20 protein-coding genes are annotated in these 16756 nt (G+C 49.3%); 8 read left to right on the plus strand and 12 right to left on the minus strand.

The genetic code is table 11. From position 1 onward, the window contains the following. Window positions 1–119: 119 nt before the first annotated feature. The 3 genes from A7K91_RS04515 to A7K91_RS04525 all read right to left on the minus strand — a co-directional run bounded on the left by A7K91_RS04515 (window position 120) and on the right by A7K91_RS04525 (window position 1414). Window positions 120–815: a transglycosylase SLT domain-containing protein gene (locus tag A7K91_RS04515; protein ID WP_169833373.1), complete on the minus strand. Its 696-nt coding sequence runs from the start codon at window positions 813–815 to the stop codon at window positions 120–122. 11 nt (window positions 816–826) lie between these two features. Next, a complete protein-coding gene (locus tag A7K91_RS04520; RefSeq protein WP_068680115.1) occupies window positions 827–1081 on the minus strand; it encodes a hypothetical protein in 255 nt (84 codons plus the stop codon). Window positions 1082–1201: 120 nt separating this feature from the next. Then, on the minus strand, window positions 1202–1414 hold the full coding sequence (locus A7K91_RS04525; protein WP_068680116.1) for a hypothetical protein: 213 nt from the start codon (window positions 1412–1414) through the stop codon (window positions 1202–1204). A 63-nt stretch (window positions 1415–1477) separates the two neighbouring features. Here A7K91_RS04525 and A7K91_RS27260 point away from each other — a divergent pair, with 63 nt between their 5' ends. Continuing rightward, window positions 1478–1609 carry a hypothetical protein gene (locus tag A7K91_RS27260; RefSeq protein WP_281198612.1) on the plus strand — a complete coding sequence of 44 codons (132 nt, stop codon included), beginning with the start codon at window positions 1478–1480 and terminating at the stop codon, window positions 1607–1609. Here A7K91_RS27260 and A7K91_RS04530 read toward each other — a convergent pair. From A7K91_RS04530 to A7K91_RS04550, 5 genes are all read right to left on the minus strand, one after another. Further along, window positions 1606–2811: a CBM96 family carbohydrate-binding protein gene (locus A7K91_RS04530; RefSeq protein WP_068680118.1), complete on the minus strand. Its 1206-nt coding sequence runs from the start codon at window positions 2809–2811 to the stop codon at window positions 1606–1608. The genes A7K91_RS27260 and A7K91_RS04530 overlap by 4 nt on opposite strands. Next, a complete protein-coding gene (locus A7K91_RS04535) occupies window positions 2798–3181 on the minus strand; it encodes a hypothetical protein (RefSeq protein ID WP_068680120.1) in 384 nt (127 codons plus the stop codon). The genes A7K91_RS04530 and A7K91_RS04535 overlap by 14 nt, the downstream gene beginning before the upstream one ends. Next, window positions 3182–3331, minus strand: a complete 150-nt coding sequence (locus A7K91_RS04540) for a hypothetical protein (protein WP_245697243.1) — start codon at window positions 3329–3331, stop codon at window positions 3182–3184. It lies immediately after the preceding gene. A gap of 71 nt (window positions 3332–3402) precedes the next feature. Next, window positions 3403–4524, minus strand: coding sequence for a hypothetical protein (locus tag A7K91_RS04545; protein WP_068680124.1), 1122 nt, complete (start codon window positions 4522–4524; stop codon window positions 3403–3405). 110 nt (window positions 4525–4634) lie between these two features. Continuing rightward, window positions 4635–5168 (minus strand): sigma-70 family RNA polymerase sigma factor, encoded by a 534-nt coding sequence (locus tag A7K91_RS04550; RefSeq protein WP_068680126.1) that lies wholly within the window; start codon window positions 5166–5168, stop codon window positions 4635–4637. A gap of 967 nt (window positions 5169–6135) precedes the next feature. On the opposite strand from A7K91_RS04550, the gene A7K91_RS04555 reads away from it, so the two are divergent. The 6 genes from A7K91_RS04555 (at window position 6136) to A7K91_RS04580 (ending at window position 11480) form a co-directional block, all read left to right on the plus strand. Continuing rightward, a complete protein-coding gene (locus A7K91_RS04555; protein WP_068680308.1) occupies window positions 6136–7536 on the plus strand; it encodes an MATE family efflux transporter in 1401 nt (466 codons plus the stop codon). A gap of 217 nt (window positions 7537–7753) precedes the next feature. Next, window positions 7754–8236, plus strand: coding sequence for a MarR family winged helix-turn-helix transcriptional regulator (locus A7K91_RS04560; RefSeq protein ID WP_068680128.1), 483 nt, complete (start codon window positions 7754–7756; stop codon window positions 8234–8236). An 82-nt stretch (window positions 8237–8318) separates the two neighbouring features. Beyond that, window positions 8319–9269: a ring-cleaving dioxygenase gene (locus tag A7K91_RS04565; RefSeq protein ID WP_068680130.1), complete on the plus strand. Its 951-nt coding sequence runs from the start codon at window positions 8319–8321 to the stop codon at window positions 9267–9269. After that, window positions 9269–9880 carry an alpha/beta hydrolase gene (locus tag A7K91_RS04570; protein ID WP_068680132.1) on the plus strand — a complete coding sequence of 204 codons (612 nt, stop codon included), beginning with the start codon at window positions 9269–9271 and terminating at the stop codon, window positions 9878–9880. Before A7K91_RS04565 ends, A7K91_RS04570 begins: the two co-directional genes overlap by 1 nt. 5 nt (window positions 9881–9885) lie before the next feature. Further along, complete coding sequence (locus tag A7K91_RS04575; RefSeq protein ID WP_068680133.1) at window positions 9886–10500, plus strand: flavin reductase family protein; 615 nt, start codon at window positions 9886–9888, stop codon at window positions 10498–10500. Window positions 10501–10574: 74 nt separating this feature from the next. After that, window positions 10575–11480, plus strand: coding sequence for an NAD(P)/FAD-dependent oxidoreductase (locus tag A7K91_RS04580; protein WP_068680136.1), 906 nt, complete (start codon window positions 10575–10577; stop codon window positions 11478–11480). On the opposite strand, the gene A7K91_RS04585 is transcribed toward A7K91_RS04580, so the two are convergent. Then, window positions 11461–11922, minus strand: a complete 462-nt coding sequence (locus tag A7K91_RS04585; protein WP_068680138.1) for a hypothetical protein — start codon at window positions 11920–11922, stop codon at window positions 11461–11463. The two genes, A7K91_RS04580 and A7K91_RS04585, sit on opposite strands and share 20 nt — an antisense overlap. A 162-nt stretch (window positions 11923–12084) precedes the next feature. Further along, window positions 12085–12651 carry a beta-class carbonic anhydrase gene (locus A7K91_RS04590; RefSeq protein WP_068680310.1) on the minus strand — a complete coding sequence of 189 codons (567 nt, stop codon included), beginning with the start codon at window positions 12649–12651 and terminating at the stop codon, window positions 12085–12087. Window positions 12652–12858: 207 nt separating this feature from the next. On the opposite strand from A7K91_RS04590, the gene A7K91_RS04595 reads away from it, so the two are divergent. Continuing rightward, a complete protein-coding gene (locus tag A7K91_RS04595) occupies window positions 12859–14445 on the plus strand; it encodes an ArnT family glycosyltransferase (RefSeq protein ID WP_068680140.1) in 1587 nt (528 codons plus the stop codon). A 644-nt stretch (window positions 14446–15089) separates the two neighbouring features. Here A7K91_RS04595 and A7K91_RS04600 read toward each other — a convergent pair. Further along, window positions 15090–15929 (minus strand): 1,4-dihydroxy-6-naphtoate synthase, encoded by an 840-nt coding sequence (locus A7K91_RS04600; protein ID WP_068680312.1) that lies wholly within the window; start codon window positions 15927–15929, stop codon window positions 15090–15092. 110 nt (window positions 15930–16039) lie between these two features. Further along, window positions 16040–16735, minus strand: coding sequence for a futalosine hydrolase (locus A7K91_RS04605; protein ID WP_068680142.1), 696 nt, complete (start codon window positions 16733–16735; stop codon window positions 16040–16042). Window positions 16736–16756 lie beyond the last annotated feature (21 nt).

Raw genomic sequence — 16756 nt, forward strand, 5'->3', positions numbered from 1 at the left:
CAACTCCTCTTGGTTCTTGCTGAAATTTGGTTGCCCATACTCTAGTGGTCGCTCCATCCCCGTTAACAGGTGCAAACAAAAAAAGGCCTTGTTTCCAAGGCCACAGCTTTTGTATGGAGTCAGGCATTCTTTTTGATGGTTTTAAGAACAGTGCTGACTTTTTGAAAATAGGTAGAACGATACGTACCTCTTGAAACGTTTCCTTCACCCTGATTGTAAGCAATGATTCCCAGTTCCTCCCCAAAGCGATCTTGATTGTAGGCCAAATAGCTGACGCCTATTTCGATATTGACTGACGGCTCCGTTCGATCGCCTTTAATGCCTGTGGCTTTCTGTGCGGAAGGGCGAATCTGCATAAGCCCAACATCATTGTATTTGCCGACGGAATCAGGGGAGAAGTAACTCTCAACCTGAATCATTGCGAGGACTGTATAAGGGTCGACGTCATAAGTCTCACAATGCTTGACGATAAGAGAGGCGTACAGGCTGGCGTTTTTTTCGGCAACTCCCTTGCTCAGCATGTGGTCAATGAGGTCCTGCTCGACCTTGGCAATCTTGTCTTGGTCCGATTGGTTATTGTCAGCAGGTACAGAGCTTTTTATAGGAGCTGGCGTTTCGGCAACGAATGCCGCCTTAGGGGAGGACAAGGTGAATTCTATTGACTTGAGATTTGTGCTCTCGATAACCGTAAGCGGCTTTTGTTTTTGGATCATGTCCTGAAACACGTCGGGTTGAACATAAACAAAACCCGTTTTAAGGAAACTTACAGCAAGAGATAGGGCTGCTGCGGCCGCTATCATTATTAATTTCTTCATGCAAGCACGCATCAGAGTTCATTCCCTTCACAGTCGAGAAGCTCAATCAGCTTTTCGTAGGCCGGGAGATTAATAATAGATATCTCAAGCCAGTGCTGGAGATTGTCAAATTGTTTGTCAGCTAGCTGTTTTTTGCTTATAGAGCTTAGGAAAAGGGATTTGTTGGAGGAAATAAATCGCAATTCCTTGGTGTTTAGCCGGGGATTGTCCACGAGGGTCAGGGCCGAGGCGGTACGGGGGTCTACATGAATATTTTCAGCAAGCATCTCTATCACTCTCCTTCGTTATCAATAGTGGGAGTGACCACGAAAAAAGTTGCAAAAAAAGAGGCCAGAAGGCCTCCTGTGAGAAGTGGAATATTTTCAAATGACATGGTCAGAGTTTTTTTACTCACTGACAGGATCGGCTTTTGCGCAAATATTAAAATCGCCGCCTGCCATAGTATCTTCCTGGGTTACAATTCTGACATAAAATAATGCCGATTCTCCATCTGAAAATGTGCCATTAAAGGTGAGAACAGTTTCGGGAATAAATGGGCTGTTGAAATGGCTGAGTTCGATAGATATTTTGTTGGGATATTGTGCAGGATCGACGTACACTCTAAGGTTGTTGACCTCATAACCCGCCAAGTTTTGGACGTATACTTGCCGGGGGGACGAAAGTTGACCAGCAGTCAGAGTTCCGAAGTCGAGCAGCTTAAATACATCGTTGTATCCATCAGAGTAATAAGTACCGCCTTGCCCGGTTCCGTTATGGAATCCTATAACTGGTTTTTTGAGGTATTTGAGCGTTAATTTTGGTCTAATGCTAGTATTGGTATGCCTTGTGCTTGCAAATGTGGCGAGAGCTTTCCAGCCGTAACTCGCACCTGCGAACGAAAGGGCCAATCCATTATTTTTAGTTTAACATCTGCATGAAAGAAGTAATTAGTAATGTCGTACTTCCACCAGCTATTGACTGCTACGCCCGAAGGATTGCCCCTTAACAGGTTAACCCCGAAATTAGGTGCATTTGAAGTTTTTACTGTAGATTTATTCCAGGGTGAAAGGATATGATATGCTCTGTGGGAATCAGTAAGAATTGAAGTATTGATGAGGGACATTCCCGTGCAATAAAGCTCCAGGGCTGCTTCATTTACCACAGTATGCCCAAAGTTTGTTTTGAACTGGATTAGGGTCTTGTCCAGGATGTCTCTGCCTGTCCCTCCGGTGACCAGATTGGGAGAGTTCCCGTAGTTGGTGTTGATGCTTTCACCCGATCCAGATGTGATGTAGGAGTCCTGTATAATCGCAGAGTCACCTTGTAGTTCCACTGTAGGATCAATCGTTACGGGATATGCGGCTTTCCGCAGAAAATCCTCGTCGGTCACAATCAATGTCAGCTCATCAAACGGCGCCCCGTAAACCAAATCATAATGGACACCGTAGCTGACCGCTCCTTCTGAATCGATTAGGTACGGCTTCCCCATGTCCCAAATCACATGACCGTCCAGATCGTAAATTACAATAGAGTCGCCTTCTTTTTGTAATGAAACATTTCCGGTTTTTACGGTAAAACAGTACCTTCTTTTATCATTTTTTTGGTGGAGGATTATGTTCTCCTTCAGCATTCCTTCCAAAACAATATATTCAACGTCCACATCCGTGTAACAATTCTTGAACGTACATGAGGAGCCTTCACATTTCATATCGGAGGGAGTGGCGTCTTTCAGTTTAAAGGTGATCCACTGCTCCTTCTCTCCATCTGTTCTTTCTATGCCTACCAGGTGATTGTTATCTGAAGTACTATCGCCAAAGTAAGCCTTGAATGTATTCGATTGCACCCCTTTGGAAAATTCCCACCGGTTAAAGTCTTCAACATCAGTTTTTATTTCTTCCCATCTTCCTGGCTTTGCAAGGTAATGCAAAGGATAGGAGGATATTTCGGCGAAAAAGGTTCCTTGTCCGGTATAATAATGCTTTTCGTACATTTTCCTCAGATTTTTAGCCTCTTTCAAGCTCATTCCCCTCCTGATGAATGAGATCGGTTGTTTCATTGGTCCCCATCTCGGAGTAAGCATAGTCGCCAAAATCCTTAATATGAATTTCTATTTTGGGAAAGGAGCTGTTGGCCTGTTCTTTGTTAAGGAGCTCTTCAATGGTTTCCAACTGGAAACACTGATTTTTGCTAATTGGCGGCTTAATGCTCTCATTTCCCTCGTCTATTCTTAGCCACCAGCGGCGGATTGTTTCGATTGTAAGGGTTTGGTTGATAAAGTTCCCGCAGTGGTTGCACCAAAGAACCAAAGCTTTATCGCATTCCATTTCTTCAGGCACGAATGATGACTGTTGCCCGCAATGCGGACACTTATTCATAAATCCAATCATTCATTTTCTCCTTTCTCCTTCAAAATAGTTGAAGTAATCTTGCTTCTCGCTTAAGGGCTCGTATTGAATGCCATTGTCGGCAGGGTAAGGCTCGGTATGAATCACGTTTAGCTCTTGAATTTCCTTAGGTATACCTCCGGGAAATGCCATACAGGTCATTCTTTCGCGTTCGTTTCGATTGAAATATTTACAAAAAACGCATGGTACTGTAATGTCCATCTTTACCACCCCTCACATTCGAAACCTCCGTATTGCTGATACCATTCCCATATCTTGGCGTCGATAGGAATACCCGTGATTTTTGCCGTAAAGGCTTCTGGCATCAACTCGATGGGAAACCACTTTGTTGCATAGTTGCTCAGATTATTGGCGATATATGATGCTTCGGCATTTGATAGAATCGTTTTTGCTCCATAGTTGTCGGGGTCGAGGCTTGAATATTGATAAAATGTCTTTGCCCCTACATTATGGTAGTGCAGCCAGTGACCCAGTTCATGGATGATGGTCCTCAGCTTATGCGGAGAGGATTTCTGGCCTGCATCATATTCGGCTTGCGTGATCACCTCAGCGTTACTAAAATCGTATCGATTGCTAATCACGACCTCGCCTGTACCTGGGTTAAAGTACCCGTTAGCTCCTTTGGCGTTCTGGATAGAGATAGTTAGCTTATGTTTCTGGATCATCTCTGCGAACCCTCCGCATGTGTTCAGGAGCAAGGCCAAAGCCTCCGTAACATAATTGGCCGCAGAAATCTTTCCGGCAAAGTTTGCACGAATGCCCAACGCTGAAGTCCAAATAACGGCTTCGGCAACAGAAGAGAACGGTTCCCATGCAACAGGCAGCTGTAATGCTCCGCCTGGGGGCAAGCCCGGCGGCTGCTCGGTTTCGGGGAGTTCAGGCGGCGGATCCGGGTAGACTCCCAGGTTAGTCTCTCCCGTCAGAATCAAGTCGAGGCCGGGGTCAGTCAGGAAGTGAAACAACAACTCAACCGTTTTTCCAGTACCATTAGATGTGTGATATTCAAACAGGATTTCATGATCTGGCTTTACGGGGTGAGCAACTTGGAAGTAGAGGCCTTCCTCGTAACTTTTGCAGAAAATCGTTTTGGCAATTGTTCTCCCGCCAACAGACAGATTCCAATAATCTGTGGCATCTTGACTGCAGCTCCGAATGGAGATTGCATAAAATTCCAATTCGCCGGACATTGTAAAGGCGTCTGTAATGACGCGATTTCCATTAGCTTTGGCAGGAATTTCGATTGCCCTGCCGACGAAGTGAGGTTCCGTCTTTGTCGGAAAGTAAGGAGGGTCAATCCGCCCGCCTACTGCGTGCCTTCCTATCATTTAGACCACCGCCTGAAGCTGTATTTGAGCATGAAAAATCAGATACATTTTATGGGGATCAATCATAATGCCCTCCTAATACGAGATCATCTTGTTTGTGCTTTAGAGCTTTAACCTTGACAAATTTGTTTCAGCTTGCCCATGGCTCGAGATGCATGTGATTTATCCAATCCGAGATGATTTGAAATTTCGGTCGGCTTCATAGCGATTCCCTCTTCAGTAAAGAGCATAAAATTTAGAATTTTACGTTGCTGCGGAGTAAATATATCAATATGGTTGAGATAATCAATTCGCACATCGGACAGGCCATAGCCTGGTTCCTCGGTGGCGTAAGAGAAGTAATCGATAGTTGAGCCCCGATCTTCATCAGCTCCATCGCAATAATTGACCAAAGTGCTTCGCTTTGTAATCATGCGATTGTTTTTGCGATAGTAGTCGTAGACGGTTCGCTGGACTACGGTATGAGAAAATGAAAATACATCTTTTTTGACCTTGTTTTGATCGATAGCCGTGAGGATTCGCAGAACGGCCTCGGATTTGACTTCTTCACGGTCTTCATAGCGAACGCCTCTTAGAACATAGTTGAAGATAGGCGCAAGAGTTTCGATAGAGAAGTTGGATACAGTTGCTACGTTATTATTCATTATCAGTTCCTCCAGTGGGAATATTTGTTAAATAAAAACAGGGATGGCTTGTGCTATCAGTGGTCGTTCCAGGGGTGTGAAAAGGTGTGAAAGACTTTCGCGAATCTCAAGAGGCGGTTCGCCACTTCTGGGTGAGGGGGCAGTGTGCAAAAAAAGAGACCTGCTAGGCTCGCCTAACGGTCTCTTGGGTTCTGATAGACCCCGCTTTTTCAGGGTGCTATCGCTGATTTTTTGGAGGCTGTTACTTATAACGGTTAAATAATCTGAAAATTCTGATAATAAAAATACGGATAAAAAAACCCTGCCAGATTACACATGAAACATGTAATCTGGCAGGGTTCTCAAGAAAAATATATATAACTAAATGGAATTCAAGTGAATTATGTTCAGTAAACGTAAATGGGCCTGGATGTGGCGTCCGATCCAGTCAACCGTGATGCCAGTTGGTGGAGAAACATGCATAATGCATGCCGCAGCAATAAGCGTTACAAAAAATAGCCATTCTAACGTTCGTTCCTTCTATGGATTGAACAGAGAGTTGATAAATAGCTAAAACAAACGCTTAATCGTGAATATTAAGACATGTACCTCACCCCTTCTCCCCAATTCGTAAGCCAAGCCAGGTTTAATCGGTGTTCATAATAAACCAAAAAGAGAACATACGTTCCTATTTGTTGTTATCTTAGCATTTGAGATCACAGATTGCAAGGGGGCAAGAAAAATCTGTAAATAATCAGATTTTAATGGAAGCTTTCTATATTTAGCTTGATTGCACAATACTTCATACTTAGCAAACAATTGTGGATTATACTCTTTTTGCGATGAAAATCCGTTCAGAGGTGAAGAAAGCGTTTGCGGATAGCGGGTGTGTATTTTAGCTGAAATTGACTGATGCGAAAGGCCCCATTATATGCTACGATACGTGTTGCACACATAGAGAAAGCAAGATTGAAGACACAGGATGAAGGTGACAGGAGTGCAAGAGCAAACGGCCCCTGGAAAGGGCCAGGGCAAGGACCTCAAGCTGTTTTATTTGACATGGCCGATATTTCTGGAAATATCGCTGTTTATGATGATGGGCATAGCGGATACGTTTATGTTAAGCGCGATTTCCGATAATGCCGTATCGGGAGTTGGCGCATCCAACCAGTATCTGCACATCGTGCTGCTGCTGCTGGAAGTAATCGGCAACGGGGCGTCCATCGTGGTGGCTCAATACATTGGCTCGAAAAAGTTTTTTGAAGCGGCCAAAATATCCGCGCTGGCAGTAACGCTAAACCTCATGGTTGGTATCGTGCTGAGCATCGGATTTGTGATGTTTAACGGTTACCTGCTGCAATCGTTGAACCTGCAGGGCGAAGTGCTGGAGTTTGCGAAGAGCTATCTCCGGATTGTAGGCGGTGCTATATTCCTTCAAGCGATCATTAATTCGCTGGCTGCGATTATCCGCGTGCATGGCTTTACTAAAGAAGCGATGCTTGTATCGCTTGGCATGAACGTGATTCATATTATCGGCAACTACGCATTGATTTTTGGCAATTTTGGAATGCCGGCTCTGGGCGTAGAAGGGGCGGCCATATCGACGGTGGTCAGCCGTCTGATTGCCGTATTCGTCTTTTTCTGGATGATGTATCGGATTATGGCGGTCAAAATCGCTATTCGCTATTATTTCACGTTGTCCAAGGAATATATCGGTAAAATATTGAAAATCGGCATCCCCTCCGCTCTTGAGCAGGTCATGTACCAATGCTGCCAGCTGGTGTTCGTGTTCTACACGACGTATCTGGGAGAAGCGGCGCTGGCGGCCAAGCAATATGCCTCCAATATTTCCATGCTGATTTATTTGTTTGCCTTTGCCGTCGGCATGGGTACAGCCATCATGGTTGGCCGTCTCGTGGGAGCAGGACGATCCAACGATGCCTATACGAGGGTGTGGATGAGCGTCCGCTCCGCCAGCATCGGCACGCTGGTTGTTGTCGTCGTTGTTATGCTGTTCCGGCACCAGCTGGTCGGCCTTTTCACCGATGATGCCGAGGTGCTGCGCCTTGGAGCCCAAGTGTTGCTGTACAGCCTCATTCTGGAGACGGGCCGTACCATCAACATCGTTATCGTCAACTCGCTGCGCGCTTCCGGCGACGCCAAATATCCGCTGTATGTCGGCATGTTTACAATGGTGGGCATGAGCTTGCCGCTTGGGTATCTGTTCGTGTTTCATATGGGCATGGGTCTGCCGGGCATATGGCTTGCTATTGCAGCGGATGAATGGATTCGCGCTGTTATCTTTTATTTCCGCTGGCGCAGCCGGGCATGGGAACGCCATGCACTGGTTCGTCCTACGGATGCTCCATCCGTATCGGGTCACGCGTAGCAAATGAGGAGGCAACCCCAACAATGTTGGTATTCAACGTTGGGGTTGCTTTTTTAAGTTGCCAGGTTAGGCTAGGTTAGAATACTGCTTTTCAGCCATGCAAAATAGTAAGCTCTCTTTCCCAAATCAATATTGGAACATCAGGGGTTGACACTTCAACTGAATTCCGATATCTTTAATTTAAGATATTTGATTTTAAAAGAGGGAGGCGCTGAAAATGAAAAGCGAACCGTTGCCGATTCAGGAACAAAGCAAAGCGGCTGCTTCTTCCGATCCGGCGCTTAGTCTGTACATCGCCCTTTCCCGGGCGAGCCAGTGGGTCAATGCTCATGCGGACCGGGATATCCGGACGCATGGTCTTAACCGTACCGAGTTCGGGGTGCTGGAGCTCCTGTACCACAGAGGGCCGCAGCCTCTGCAGCAAATTGGCGAAAAGGTGCTAATGAGCAGCGGAAACATCACGTATGTAGTGGATAAGCTGGAGAAGAAGGGACTATGCCGCAGGCGCGCATCGCAAAGCGATCGCCGGCTGATTTACGCCGAAGTAACGGAGGAAGGCAGCGCATTTATAGAGCAGGTCTTTCCCGAGCATACTAAAATCATACAAGCCGCTGTAGCGGGGCTCAGCAAGGAAGAGATAACCATCGCAAGCCAGCTGCTCAAGAAACTGGGAAAGACAGCCCAGCAGTCCTTCAAGTAGCCGGTAGACGGCCTTGACGACTGCTTTTGCAGACCATATATCTTAAAATAAAGACACTTTAAACCAAAGAGGAGAGATTATTATGACAGCCATTAAAACAGCAGGTATTCACCACGTTACGGCTTTTGTTAGAGACCCGCAGGTGACAAGCGATTTTTATGCGGGTATTCTGGGACTTAGATTGGTGAAAAAAACAATCAACTTTGATGCGCCGGAGGTTTACCATCTGTATTTTGGAGATGAGGGGGGAAGCCCTGGAACAATCATTACCTTTTTCCCTTGGAAGGATTCGCGGAAAGGCCGAATCGGCGGCGGCCAGGTTGGCATTACGACTTACGTGGTGCCGCAAGGAGCTTACGAGTTCTGGAGAAACCGGCTGTCGGCTTACGGCGTGGAGGTTCAGGAGACAGAACGCTTTGGCGAGCAGTATCTGCAATTTTCCGATCCTGACGGCTTAAGAGGGGAAATTGTTGCCCGTGCAGAGGGGGCTGCAAGCACCTGGTCCTTCGGAGGCGTTACGGAAGATAAAGCAATCAAAGGTTTCGGAGGAGCGGTATTGTTCAGCACGTCGCCATCGCATACCGCAGAACTGCTGGAAAACGTGCTGGGCATGGAACGGGTAGGAGAGGATGTTGGTTTTATCCGTTTCAAAGCATTCGGCGATATCGGCAACATTATTGATGTGAACGCAGCTGCTATGGCGCCAGGCTCGGGCGGGCATGGAACGGTCCATCATATCGCCTGGCGGGCCAAAGACGATGTCGAGCACGCAGCTTGGCGGCAATGGGTGAGCGAGAACGGACAAAGTCCTACTCCAATTGTTGACAGACAATATTTTAATGCGCTGTACTTCCGCGAGCAAGGCGGCATCCTGTTTGAAATCGCAACCGATCCTCCAGGCTTTGCCAGAGACGAGGAGCTGGAGCATCTTGGCGAAAAACTGATGCTGCCGGAATGGTATGAAGGTCATCGCACAGCTATTGAGTCTATGCTGACTCCTTTTGAAGTCCGCGTAATCGAGGAGGTAAAATAATGAAGCATATATTTGAGCAAGGCTCTGATCAAAATGCTCCCGTTTTGCTGCTTCTGCACGGAACGGGCGGAACTGAAAGGGATTTGCTGCCGCTGGGGAGACTGCTCTCCCCCGGCTCCTCCCTGTTAAGTCCGAGGGGCAGCGTGCTGGAAAACGGCATGCCGCGTTTTTTCCGCAGGCTGGCAGAGGGGGTATTCGACATACCGGACTTACTGGAAAGAACGGAAGAGCTTCATACATTTCTGGATGAGGCGGCTGCTGAATATGGCTTCGATAGGAGCAATATCGTCGCGGTTGGTTACTCCAACGGAGCAAATATTGCAGGAAGCCTGATGTTTCAATACCAGGGCAGCTTGAAGGGGGCTGTGCTCCATCATCCCATGGTGCCGCTGCGAGGCACGACATTGCCCGATTTGAGCGGAATACCTGTTTTTATAGGAGCTGGTGAAAATGACCCCATCTGCTCACTCGCGGAAAGCAATGAGCTTAACGAGCTGTTGACGGGAGCGGGAGCCGAAGTGGAAATCCATTGGGAGCGGGCTGGACATAGCTTGACCGAAAGTGAAGCAAAAGCCGCTGCAGGCTGGTTCAAAAGACATTTTGAGGGGTGAGAGCCATGATTCACATCGACCCGGCGGCCGGCTCGGTTCAGGAGAATTACAAGCTGCTGATCGGCAGTATTCTTCCCCGGCCGATTGCGCTCGTAACAACCTTATCGGATGAAGGGGTGCTGAATGCGGCGCCCTTCAGCTTTTTCAATATTGTATCGGCCAACCCGCCCATGGTTGCGGTTTCCGTGCAGCGCAAGGACGGCGGGCTGAAGGATACGGCAAAGCATGCAATGAATCGGGGGCAATTCGTGGTGCATATAGCCGATGAAAGCTGTATTGCCGCCATCAACGAAACAGCGGCCCCCGTGCCCTCCGAGGTTAGCGAGGTGGAGCTCGCCGGCTTAACGGCGGTTGCCAGCTCGACGATTGAAGTGCCTGGCGTAAAGGAGGCCCGCATTCGTATGGAGTGCGTGCTGGAGAAGGCAATCCCGCTTGGCGGCCAAAGCGGAGAGCCGGCATGCGAATTGCTTATAGGCCGCGTCACGGCATTTCATGTCGCTGAAGAGCTTTACCATGACGGCCGAATCGATGCGTCCAAGCTTCAGCCTGTAGGGCGAATGGCTGGCAATGATTACGCCAAGCTAGGCGATATCTTTACGCTGATTCGTCCCGGAACCTGACGCTATTCATACGCCGCTTCCCAATGCCATATGCTTTGGAAGAGTCATTTTAACCCGGAGGGCAGGGTACGGCTATGGAACTGGATTGTGCAATTGTGGGCGGCGGACCGGCCGGCTTGAGCGCGGCGCTGGTGCTTGGCAGAGCAGGCCGTCATGTTGCGCTGCTGGACGAAGGCAAGCCGCGGAATGCGGTTGTACGGCAAACGCATGGTTTTCTTACAAGAGACGGGGCATCTCCACGAGAGATGAGACAACTGGCTTGGAATGAGCTGGTCCGTTACGAAAGCGTCGTGTTGTATGGTGAAGGAGTAACGGCAATCAGGCGGCTTGGAAGAGGGTTTGAGCTGGCTGCGGGAGACGGCTCTTCCCTTTATGCGCGAAAGCTGCTGCTAGCGACCGGGCTGTCGGAGACGCTGCCTGATATTCCCGGTATAAGGGGCTTTTACGGGGTAAGTCTGTTCAGCTGCCCTTATTGCGACGGCTGGGAGCTGCGCGGGCAACCTCTTGCGGTCATTGCCGAAGGGAGCGGCGGCTTTGGTCTGACCAGGCTGGTTCTGCAATGGAGCCGCAAGGTAACCTTATGTACTAACGGCATGTCTCGTTCTTTAACAGATGACGAGTCTAGCCTGCTGCGGCGTTATGGGGTAGAAATCATCCATGAAAGCATAACCGGATTCAGGGGCTCCGAAGGCCGATTGAGCGCCATCCGTTTTACAAGCGGAAGAGAGCTTCGATGCATTGGCGGGTTCGTGTCGCCTTATTGGCGGCAGAGCTCGCCTTTTGGCGTTGTGCTTGGCTGCGCGATGAATGAGCGTGGAGGACTGGAGACGGACGGACAGGGGCGCTGCAGTGTTTTTGGCGTCTATGCCGCCGGGGATTTGACGGTTATGTCGCCCGCTCAAGCGATAATTGCAGCAGGCGAAGGCAGCAAAGCCGCGATAGCCATCAATTCCGACTTGATTAGCGAAGATATACAGTAGAAAGGACAATGCCTGCTGCGACGGGCAGGAGCAGAAAGACGGCCAGCCACTTGTTACGGTGTCTGGTCCAATTTGTGTTTTTCAAAAGCAGATCGGTCCCCCAATAAAGCAGGGCTGTTAATGAACCGGCTATGGCAAGCGGCACAAGCTGAAAGAACAAGCCGAAGACAGCGCCCATCAGCATGTGCAGGGCAGCAGATAGCAACAGTGTGAACCAGCGGCTCAAAGCCAGTTTTGATAGCAGAAAGTCCAATGTCAACGAAACCAGCGTTCCGTATACAAAAACAACCGGAACGGCATAAAGACTTATCAAAGTCAGCCATGACAGCAACTCGCGAACAACGTAAGTCGAACCACCCGGTGAAATCGCGAACAGCTGCCAAAAATATAAAATAACGGCCCAACAAGACAGGTAGGAACTTAATGCCTTCCTAAGAAGCATTGTACCACTCCTCACAGGGTTCGATGCTGAAAAAAATGGCCCTGAGACCGCCAGATGACGGAATCAGGGCAGTGTGCTGCAAGGCGCCGCATTACCCAGCAGGGTTAATGAGTCAGATCATTGGGCCAATGGCCAGCAGCAGCCTTCATAAAAGACCGTTCACTATTCCTCGCGGTAATCCTGAACGATAACTTCCAGATGCCCCGTATCGGGGTGCATAATAAAGCCATGAACGGGTATCGCTTTTGGAAACAGCGGGTGCTTGCGGATCATTTTGACGCTGTGCATAACGCCTTCTTCAGGCGCGCTGAAGCCGCGCAAAAACTTCTCCATGCGAATACCCGAGTTTTCCAGCGTTTCAATGGTCAGCGGATCAATGCCATGCTCGCTGAACTTGCTAATCATGCCTTTGGCGTCAAGATTGGTCATGCCGCAGCCATGGTGGCCGATAACAAGCACTTCTTTGGCGCCTAGCTCGTAGACGGCAACCAGGATGCTGCGCATGGCGCTCCCGAACGGCTGGGTCAAAATGGCGCCGGCGTTTTTAATAAATTTGGCATCACCATTGCGAAGGTTCAGCGCTTTTGGCAGCAGCTCCATCAGACGCGTATCCATGCAGGTTAAAATTGCAATTTTTTTATCCGGGAATTTATTGGTAAGATACGCCTCGTATTGCTTTTCTTCAACAAATTGCTTGTTGAATTCCAGGATTTGGGGGACGATTGACAAAAGACTTCCTCCTTCATACAAATGCTTAAGCCAGGTGTCAGCAATGGCTTGTTTTTTATTATTCATACATTGCTCTCATTCGTCAATTGAAAAATGGTGGTGAAAGATTAGAATATCAAGTATACTTTCATTTGCACCATCCATTATTTGGTTTGAAAAAGCAGTCGTTTCCAAAGGTAGAAGACCAGGGTCGGAGGATGGCACAGCATGCTGAAGCGCGGATTTAACTGGCTTAAAATGCATCGTTTAGCGGCAGCTTTATTCGTAATCGGGATCATCTCTATTGTGTACCAGTCGGGAATGCTTCCGCCGGGCTTAAATCAGGACGAGGCCTCCATCGGCTACGATGCTTTCTCTATTCTTCATTATGGCGTTGATCGGAATGGCATGTTTATGCCGGTCCATCTTATAGCTTGGGGCAGCGGTCAAAATGCTCTCTATGCCTACCTGTCGATGCCTTTTATTTATGTGTTCGGTTTGACGGTTTGGTCTGTGCGGGCTGCAAGCATGCTGCTTGGACTGCTTAGCCTTGTTCTGCTGTATGCAATCGGAAAAAGGCTTTTTGAAGGGGAGCGCGGAGCGCTGATAGCGCTGTTTCTGGGAGTGGTTAGCCCATGGCACTTGATGATGTCGAGATGGGCGCTGGAATCCAATCTTTTTCCGGCGCTTGCGCTGCTGGCCTTTTATTTCCTTCTCAAAGGCTTGGAGAAAAACAGCTGGCGCTGGTTTGCCGCATTTGCGGCTGTGATGGCTCTCTGTCTCTATTCGTATGGCACAGCCTATTTGTTTGTTCCAGTTTTTTGCGGCCTCGCCGCCGTTTTACTGCTTTATTACAAGATGATTAAGCCTGTCTCCTTGCTCCTGTATGGCGGAATCCTAACGGTATTGGCTTTGCCGATTGCCGCATTTGTCTGGATTAACCGGTTTGACGGGGCCAGCATAGTTACGCCTTTGTTTTCCATTCCGAAGCTGACGGTGCCAAGAGTGGAGGAAATATCTTCTGTTTTTTCAGGACAAGGACTGACCCCGTTATGGAATCATGCCAAAAGCTTTCTTAAGCTTTTTCTTACCGGGGACGACGGATTGTTATGGAACGCGGTACCGCCTTACGGGTATCTTTATCCCATTGCTGTTCCGTTTATCCTGTTCGGCATTGCCTATAGCTTTCAGCTTGTTTGGCGCTCCAAGTCGATTGGACATGCCTTGCTTTTGTCATGGCTTGCCGCTGCCATTATGGTTGCGCTGGTGACAGAGATCAACATCAATCGGATCAATATCATTTTTTACCCCTTGCTTTTGTTTGCGTCCGGGGGAATCGTCCCGCTGTGGCAGCGTTGGCGTCTTGCGGCGATGACGGCTATCATTTCGTTCGGGCTTTTTTTCGCTGCTTTCGCTGCTTATTATTTCACAACGTATAGCGAAAAATTAAGCATGGTCTTTTTTGAGTCGTTTGGGGACGCGGTTTCGTATGCATCGGATCAAACAGATGGGACGGTGTATGTGACGCCATCCGTCAATATGCCCTATATCTATGTTTTGTTTTATGAACGGATTGATCCGCGCGATTTTGCGGACAGCGTCGTGTATGGCAATCCCGGCGGCGCGTTTCAGCAGGTCAGCTCCTTTGGGCGTTATCGGTTCCAGCATGGAGAGCCGCAACTCGGAGAAACAGCGGCATATATTTATGCAAGCGGTGAGGTGAATGCGGAGCAAATGGAGCAAAACGGCTACCAGGTCAAGCGCTTTAAGCATTATACTGTGGTTGTTGGAGGCACGCGTATCGGGCAGCCATAACGCAGATTGACAAGCATGCAAGAGCGGACAGCGGGGGCTCGCAATGCCCATATTGCCAAGGCTGCCTTCAAGCGCTGCCAAGGGACTATAAGCACATAATGTAAGGGTAGGGCTGCAGCATTTGCAAACCGCTGTTGCCTTTTGTGTGAATATGCATATAAAAGTTGCGTTTTTGAATGCCATTAAGGTCGTTTTGTACGGAAAATCGTACAATATGACCCATTCGGAGGGCACGAGCCTTTATTTTTGTATGAATAATCGTACAACATTACTCGTTTAGAGGGCACGAGTCTTTATTTTGTACGATATTTCGTACAAGTTGTATGCATTGCGGCGCATGAAATGGCAGTTTGAGTGAATTATCGTACAAAGAACAAAGCCTTCTTGTTGCTTACATGATGCTTTGTAAAGTACCGCTTTTTCATCCTGTCAAGCATTGATTATTAGGTTGAGCCACAAAAGAATAGAAGTACAGAAAAGTACAAACGAACAAGCATCCCGCCGCTTTGATCCGGCAGGATGCTTGTTTTTCGCTACGTGGCAGTAGCTGCTACATGGTAGTGGCTGCTATGCGCCAGTGGCTTTTACGCAGCAGTGGCTGCTACGTGGCAACAGCATATAGCTTTGCGGCAGGCAAAGCAAAGTTAATTGCGCAGCAATGCAAGGTCAAATGCGGGAACAAGCTTATGCTCCGCCGCCCGTCCAAGCAGTGCCTCGACAGCGCCGAAGCCTTTTTCGCCGAGGTCCCGGCTGAAGGCGCTGACGTACAGGTCGATATGCGATTTGGCCACCTGTGGGGAAAGCTCCTGGGCATGCTCCATAACATAGCCGCGAGAGGCTTCAGGATGGCTCCACGCGTAATCAAGCGACTCTCGAATCCATTTGCCGAGCGATTCGGCATCGACATTTCTGCGCGCGATGATAGCTCCCAGCGGAATCGGCAAGCCGGTATCCTCTTCCCACCAGCTTCCCATATCGGCTAGCATATGCAGGCCATACTCCTGATACGTAAAGCGGGCTTCATGGATGACCAGCCCTGCATCAACAAGGCCATTTTTTACGGCCGGCATGATTTCGTGGAAGGGCATCACTATTATATTGCCAACGCCGCCCGGCACCTGCTGCTCCGCCCAGAGACGGAACAGAAGATAGGCGGTGGAGCGCTCGCTTGGCACGGCGACGGTTTTGCCCGTCAGCCTGGCTCCGCCTCGTTTGCCGGCTATTTCCTCGCGAGTGAGCACGAGCGGGCCGCAGCCTCGACCAAGCGCCCCGCCGCAAGGAATAAGGCGGTAGTGATCCAGCACCCAAGGCAAAGCAGCGTAGGATATTTTCATCACTTCCGGTCCCTGCAAGTCGGCGGCCCAGTTATTGGTAATATCAATATCAGCATAAGTGACATTCAGCTTGGGAGCGTCTATAAGGCCATGCGCCCAAGCGTGGAAAATAAATGTGTCGTTGGGACACGGTGAATAAGCGATATCCATCATGAAGCAACTCTCCTTTCAATTAGGCAGGCGGCGCTTTCAAGTATTGAGCTCAGTCAAGCTAAAGGACAATTATGCTAAAAGACAATCAGGCCTAGAGGACGGACAGGCTAGTTTTGGATAGCCGTAATTGCCGGAGCAATGGCTGCAGCGGCATCCTCCAGCGCTTGAAGAGCTTCCCCAATACGCCAAGCGCCGCGATCGCGGGGGCCAATGGCATTGGAGATTGAGCGAAGCTCAAGCGCTGCCGTTCCTCGGCGCTGTGCGGCCAGCGCTACGCCAAATCCCTCCATAGCTTCAGCGGCAGCAGCTGGAAAGCGATGCAGCAGCAGCTCTGCCGTCTCCGCTGTTCCTGTGGCGGTTGTGACGGTCAGAACAGGAGCGGAGCGCACCTGCCGGCGTGTCTCCAGCAATGCGCTCAGAAGCCTTGCATGCCACTTTGCATCGACGGGAGCCGAGGAGGAGCCGAAGCCAAGCTCGTCAATGCTCAGGAAGCCCTCCGGCGATTCTGCGCCCAGATCAGCGGCAATGATGGCATCCGCCAGAACAAGGGAGCCGATAGGCGCGACCTGCGGAAAGCCGCCGCCAATTCCGGCGCTGATGACAAGCCCATACTTTCCGGCAGCCAACGCCTCCGCTGTAGCGGCCGCCGCAGAGGCAGGGCCTGCTCCGGCCGCGATGACAACAGCAGCGTCTTTAGCGCCGGCCCGCTCCAAGCCGCGAAGTACAGCCTCCTTCTCGGCTTCTACTGCCGTAACGATCAAAACAGGAGTATCCTCTTTTTTTGATTGATGGTCAATCGTCATTGGTTTACAACCCATCCCATC

Origin of the sequence: Paenibacillus oryzae (genome assembly GCF_001675045.1) — a bacterium.
GTDB classification, from domain to species: Bacteria; Bacillota; Bacilli; order Paenibacillales; family Paenibacillaceae; genus Pristimantibacillus; species Pristimantibacillus oryzae.

What these genes read in the sequence shown, in the direction of transcription:
- A7K91_RS04560 (WP_068680128.1), top strand. Translation starts at nt 7,754, where the DNA reads ATGAAAAGCGAACCGTTGCCGATTCAGGAACAAAGCAAAGCGGCTGCT.
- A7K91_RS04585 (WP_068680138.1), bottom strand. Translation starts at nt 11,922, where the DNA reads ATGCTTCTTAGGAAGGCATTAAGTTCCTACCTGTCTTGTTGGGCCGTT.
- A7K91_RS04520 (WP_068680115.1), bottom strand. Translation starts at nt 1,081, where the DNA reads ATGCTTGCTGAAAATATTCATGTAGACCCCCGTACCGCCTCGGCCCTG.
- A7K91_RS04575 (WP_068680133.1), top strand. Translation starts at nt 9,886, where the DNA reads ATGATTCACATCGACCCGGCGGCCGGCTCGGTTCAGGAGAATTACAAG.
- A7K91_RS04595 (WP_068680140.1), top strand. Translation starts at nt 12,859, where the DNA reads ATGCTGAAGCGCGGATTTAACTGGCTTAAAATGCATCGTTTAGCGGCA.
- A7K91_RS04565 (WP_068680130.1), top strand. Translation starts at nt 8,319, where the DNA reads ATGACAGCCATTAAAACAGCAGGTATTCACCACGTTACGGCTTTTGTT.
- A7K91_RS04550 (WP_068680126.1), bottom strand. Translation starts at nt 5,168, where the DNA reads ATGAATAATAACGTAGCAACTGTATCCAACTTCTCTATCGAAACTCTT.
- A7K91_RS04570 (WP_068680132.1), top strand. Translation starts at nt 9,269, where the DNA reads ATGAAGCATATATTTGAGCAAGGCTCTGATCAAAATGCTCCCGTTTTG.
- A7K91_RS04515 (WP_169833373.1), bottom strand. Translation starts at nt 815, where the DNA reads ATGAAGAAATTAATAATGATAGCGGCCGCAGCAGCCCTATCTCTTGCT.
- A7K91_RS04605 (WP_068680142.1), bottom strand. Translation starts at nt 16,735, where the DNA reads ATGACGATTGACCATCAATCAAAAAAAGAGGATACTCCTGTTTTGATC.
- A7K91_RS04580 (WP_068680136.1), top strand. Translation starts at nt 10,575, where the DNA reads ATGGAACTGGATTGTGCAATTGTGGGCGGCGGACCGGCCGGCTTGAGC.
- A7K91_RS04540 (WP_245697243.1), bottom strand. Translation starts at nt 3,331, where the DNA reads ATGGCATTTCCCGGAGGTATACCTAAGGAAATTCAAGAGCTAAACGTG.
- A7K91_RS04535 (WP_068680120.1), bottom strand. Translation starts at nt 3,181, where the DNA reads ATGATTGGATTTATGAATAAGTGTCCGCATTGCGGGCAACAGTCATCA.
- A7K91_RS04600 (WP_068680312.1), bottom strand. Translation starts at nt 15,929, where the DNA reads ATGGATATCGCTTATTCACCGTGTCCCAACGACACATTTATTTTCCAC.
- A7K91_RS04545 (WP_068680124.1), bottom strand. Translation starts at nt 4,524, where the DNA reads ATGATAGGAAGGCACGCAGTAGGCGGGCGGATTGACCCTCCTTACTTT.